A 4,303-nucleotide genomic window follows, 5' to 3' on the forward strand; every position below is an offset into this window, starting at 1 on the left:
TTGGCGGAGGGGGTGGGATTCGAACCCACAAGTCCTTACGGACACCGGTTTTCAAGACCGGCGGAATAGCCGTTATCCGACCCCTCCAAAAGTTGCTATCACCTTATACCACTTTGTTAAAATCCTTTCAACCTTTCTTCAAGTTCGGTTTCAACAATTTCTCTCCTTTTGCCATATTTGAGCCGCGAAAGCTCTTTGGCAACTTTCTTCATTTCTTCATTTCCTTCTCTTGGGGGAAATGTCGCTAAATTGAACGGCCTTGCAACCATTCCGCCTATAAGAAGGCGCAAAGCCCCATTGTAATTATCAAAATTGGCAAGGTCATTTTCGTTAAAAGACGGCTGGAATTCCGATGTTAAAAATTTCCCGTCTTCTGGCCCGACTCTGAATGAAAGCATAGAACCGACATTTCCAAAAACGGATTTTTGGATATCTTCTTCAATTTGGGCTATGTATTGATGAGCAAATATCATATTGAGACGGTATTTTCTCGCTTCCGCCAAGATTGAAGACATGGTTTTTGTGGTAATATTTTGAAATTCATCGATATAGAGATAGAAGTCATTTCTTTCTTCTTCGGGAATTTCCGCCCTTGCAAAAGCGGCAATAAGAAGTTTCCCCACAATAATCATTCCTAAAAGATAGCTGTTAATGTCCCCCAATTTTCCTTTTGAAAGATTTATTATTAAAATTTTCTTTTTATCCATTATTTCCCTAAAGTTCAAAGAGGATTTTTGCTGTGAAATAATCGGTCTCATGATATCATTGGCGATAAAAACGTTCATTTTGCTTGTTATATACGGAACCATATTAGCAAGAGAGGCCTCTCCTCCTGCTTTTTCGGCCTCAAGCTCCCAAAAGTTTTTAACAACTATGTTTTTGCATTTTGAAAGTTTGTATTTTCTAAAATTGACATCGGCTAAAACTCTGGGTATTTCTATAAGGGTGCTTCCTGAATTTGGATCGTCCATAACAAGAAGGAGAGCATTTCTCATATACTGTTCAAACATCGGCCCTCCAAAACCATGAGCTTTCATGTTATAGAGCTTTTCAAATATTTCAATCAGTTCATTAACAACAAAAGTTTTAGACTCCGGAAAAGAAGTGTCATACTCAAGCATATTTAACCCCATCGGCTTTTCCATATCAGAAGGATTGAAATAAACAACATCATCAACTCTTTCTTTTGGAATATATGTTAAAACTTTTTCGGCAAGTTCACCATGAGGATCAACGAGCGCCAGTCCTTCTCCGTTTTCCATATCTTGGCGGACCATTTCCATAAAAAGAGCCGACTTTCCGGTACCGGTCTGACCTACAACATACAAATGCCGTCTTCTGTCTTCTTTTTTCATTCTTATCAACCTCTCTTCTCCTCTAAAAATGTTTTTTCCTAGAATAATGCCGTCTTCAGGTAAATTTGAAGGAGGAGGCGCTTGTCTTGTTTTAACTCTCGCAATATGCGGCGTCATAATGGAAGATGAAGGAAAATGAAAAATTCCAGCCATTTCGCTTGAAGAAAGAAGCATTTTTTTTCCGCTCATAAGACGGAAAGAGAAAGAGAAGAATGATTTCCTTTTTTTTGCTTTTGAAGAAGGGCTTTTAAAAACAATCTTATTTAAATCCGGAGAATTAAATTGTTCAAAAGATGATTGGAGTTGGGAGATAATGCTTTGCGATTTTTCTTTTGTTTCTGCTGAAGAAACCAGACGCAAATTCACCTCAAAAAGAGGTTTTGATATTTTTTCGGAAATAGAATTTACTGCCTGCTGTTCAATCGGACCCATTTCCTTTTTTTCCTCTTGCTTTTTCTCTTTTGAAGGCCCAGCGAAAATAATTCCGATAAAATCCCCGAAAAATTTCAATGCCAATTCCGCTTTGTTTGTTGAAACGGCAGAACCTATCTTTTTTCCTTTATAGCAGAGGTCTATTATTTTATTCCCCTCACCCCTGAGGTTTTTTCCGGAAGGCCTTAGTATTATTTGAATAGAAGCTCCTTCTCCTTCTTTTTTTAGCTTGGTAAGTACATTTGTTAATCCGGAAATGGGATCGCTTCTGAATTCTTTATAACTGCGAAGAGGAAGAACCGGAGGTTTTGCAAGAGATCCCTGCAGAAAGGAAGATTCTCCTTTTAAATTAAATATGTTGTAATCGGAAGTCGGAGAAACTTCGGCATCAGGCCAGAAACTTTGTATTTGTTTTATAAACGAATCTTTTATCTTTCTCGGGCAAGCTGCATAAAAATAGATTTCTTCGCTTGTTCTGTGAACGGAAATTTCAAAAACAAAAAAGTGCTTTTTTTTGAATCCGTGCAAAGAATTGAAAAATTGCTCAACTTTCCCGAAATATTCTTCAAGAGAGGATTTTTCTTCTTTTTCTTTTTCAATGTCTCTTGGAAGAGATACCAAAAACAATTCAAAATTCATCCCTCTTTTTATGTCATTTAAATAGTTCCTTTTTCTAAAGAAAAAAAATAAAAAAAGAGAAATAAAAAGAAGAAAGAATAAAGCCAAAGAAAAGAATAATTCTATCATTTTGGTTCTTCTATTATTTTTTTATCAACAAGCTCATTATAATGCTGGTCTATCAGAGCATCATGGAATTCATCAATTATTGCCGGATTATCAAGAGAAACGGCAATTGATGTTGCTTCTTTAAGCCCTTTTTCAAAAGCAAGAGAAATTAAAGCGCCAACTTGTTCGCCGGAAGAAAGATTTTCAATTTCCACTTTTTCATCTCTTGTAGAAACAGGACTGGAAGACACGGAAGTTTTAAGCTTTGACAAATATTCCCTGATTTGCTTCTCTTTTTCTTTATCTTTTTCAATTACAGGCAGCTTTTCAGAGATTTTATCTTTTTCGCTTCTTTCCTCTTTATTTTCTTCTTTCTTTGCTGGTAAAAAATCTTCTTTTTCTATGCTCATATTTTTGTCTTTTTTTACAAATTTATTTGGCGGAGGAGGTGGGATTCGAACCCACACACCCTAAATTAGGGTAACACCTTAGCAGGGTGCGGGCTTGCCGTTCGCCCTCACTCCTCCTTTTGAATCTTCTCTTTTCACCTCCTTGTGCCCATTTTAACATGCAAAAAAAATTTGTCTATCCGTTTATATTAATATAATGGAAAGATTTCCCGCTTTATGTTATAAATGAATAAATTAGCGCTTCAAATAGCTCCCGTAGTTTAATGGACAAAATGAGGGATTGCGGATCCCTTGATGCAGGTTCGATTCCTGCCGGGAGCACAAAATATGATACAGGCAAAAAAAATAATAAAGATAATAAGAAATCGCCTTAATTTTGCCCTGGCCTCGGGTACGATTACGATTCTCGGTATTATGGTTGGTCTTTATTCCGGGACTTATATGAAATCTGTTGTTATCGGAGGAATAATAACAGTTGCGATAGCTGATGCTTTTTCCGACGCTTTGGGATTTCATGTTTCAAGGGAAATAGACGATCCAAAGTCAAAAACAGTTATATGGCTTTCAACCGCATCAAGTTTTTTCTTTAAATTCTTTTTTATACTCACTTTTATAATTCCGGCCGCCCTTTTTTCTCTCAAAACGGCAATTATCGTAAATATCATCTGGGGATTTTTTGTAATAGGACTGGTAAGCTGGAATCTCCCGCTATTTCCAAAAACAAAGAAGCTCTACATAGTAATAGAGCATCTTTTTATTGCAAGTATTGTTATAACCCTCACTTTTTACGCCGGCAAACTAATATCTTCGGCTTTTTAAGAGTTTTAATAAACTTTGATATAGTCCCTTTTAATCCCGAATTGAAGAGCGCTTTCTTTGCTCTCCTGCCATATATCAAACCATTCACAACCATATCTTGAGTTTTTTCTGTCTAAAACCTCAAAAAACATTCCATCGATTTCAACAATAGTTCCGAAAGAAAGACAATTATTCGCAACAACGCCGTCTCTTACTCTCTCTCCGCTTGCAGTAATATGCGGATCTCCCCATGTTTCATCAATAGAACTTGAATAAGCGGTTAAAACAGCTCTTATTTTCTTTACGGAAGGAGGCGAAAAAATAGAGGCGTTATTGGGAGCAACTATGCTGTTTCCCTCCACAAAATAACTGCCCTCTCCAAGATAGGATATAGGATAAATTTCTTCTTTTTCTTTCTCCCTCAAAAAAATTAACAGCAATACCATTATGATGACCCCCGTGAAAACAATGATGGCAAAAAGAGGTCTTTTTCTATAACTACTGCTTTCCATTTTTATTTAAAAACCCCCTAAGGGGTTATGGCTACATTGTAAACCAAAAATAGAATCTTGTCAAGGGTTT

At 36.6% G+C, this 4,303-nt stretch carries 4 protein-coding genes and 3 tRNA genes; 2 read left to right on the plus strand and 5 right to left on the minus strand.

Annotated elements, in window-relative coordinates; translation table 11 throughout:
* Position 1: 1 nt before the first annotated feature.
* The 4 genes from PHH50_03735 to PHH50_03750 form a co-directional block, all read right to left on the minus strand.
* Positions 2 to 87, minus strand: a tRNA-Ser gene (locus tag PHH50_03735).
* A 29-nt stretch (positions 88 to 116) separates the two neighbouring features.
* Positions 117 to 2,534: a type IV secretion system DNA-binding domain-containing protein gene (locus tag PHH50_03740; protein ID MDD3729392.1), complete on the minus strand. Its 2,418-nt coding sequence runs from the start codon at positions 2,532 to 2,534 to the stop codon at positions 117 to 119.
* Complete coding sequence (locus PHH50_03745) at positions 2,531 to 2,923, minus strand: hypothetical protein (protein ID MDD3729393.1); 393 nt, start codon at positions 2,921 to 2,923, stop codon at positions 2,531 to 2,533. Before PHH50_03745 ends, PHH50_03740 begins: the two co-directional genes overlap by 4 nt.
* A 27-nt stretch (positions 2,924 to 2,950) precedes the next feature.
* Positions 2,951 to 3,040 (minus strand) — tRNA-Ser (locus tag PHH50_03750).
* A gap of 132 nt (positions 3,041 to 3,172) precedes the next feature.
* On the opposite strand from PHH50_03750, the gene PHH50_03755 reads away from it, so the two are divergent.
* Together PHH50_03755 and PHH50_03760 are read left to right on the plus strand one after the other, a co-directional pair.
* Positions 3,173 to 3,244: transfer RNA gene (locus PHH50_03755), tRNA-Arg, on the plus strand.
* A 6-nt stretch (positions 3,245 to 3,250) separates the two neighbouring features.
* The gene (locus PHH50_03760) at positions 3,251 to 3,742 is read left to right on the plus strand and encodes a hypothetical protein (protein MDD3729394.1); all 492 of its coding nucleotides are present in this window, start codon (positions 3,251 to 3,253) and stop codon (positions 3,740 to 3,742) included.
* Between the two features lie 5 nt (positions 3,743 to 3,747).
* Here the strand turns inward: PHH50_03760 and PHH50_03765 are convergent, their stop codons facing one another.
* Complete coding sequence (locus PHH50_03765) at positions 3,748 to 4,233, minus strand: hypothetical protein (GenBank protein MDD3729395.1); 486 nt, start codon at positions 4,231 to 4,233, stop codon at positions 3,748 to 3,750.
* Positions 4,234 to 4,303 lie beyond the last annotated feature (70 nt).

Source organism: Candidatus Paceibacterota bacterium (assembly GCA_028697015.1).
Lineage (GTDB): Bacteria > Patescibacteriota > Minisyncoccia > Minisyncoccales > GWA2-38-27 > JAQVFW01.

Bases quoted from the DNA above. Each gene is read 5' to 3' on its own strand.
- PHH50_03740 (MDD3729392.1), bottom strand. From the start codon at position 2,534: ATGATAGAATTATTCTTTTCTTTGGCTTTATTCTTTCTTCTTTTTATT.
- PHH50_03745 (MDD3729393.1), bottom strand. From the start codon at position 2,923: ATGAGCATAGAAAAAGAAGATTTTTTACCAGCAAAGAAAGAAGAAAAT.
- PHH50_03760 (MDD3729394.1), top strand. From the start codon at position 3,251: ATGATACAGGCAAAAAAAATAATAAAGATAATAAGAAATCGCCTTAAT.
- PHH50_03765 (MDD3729395.1), bottom strand. From the start codon at position 4,233: ATGGAAAGCAGTAGTTATAGAAAAAGACCTCTTTTTGCCATCATTGTT.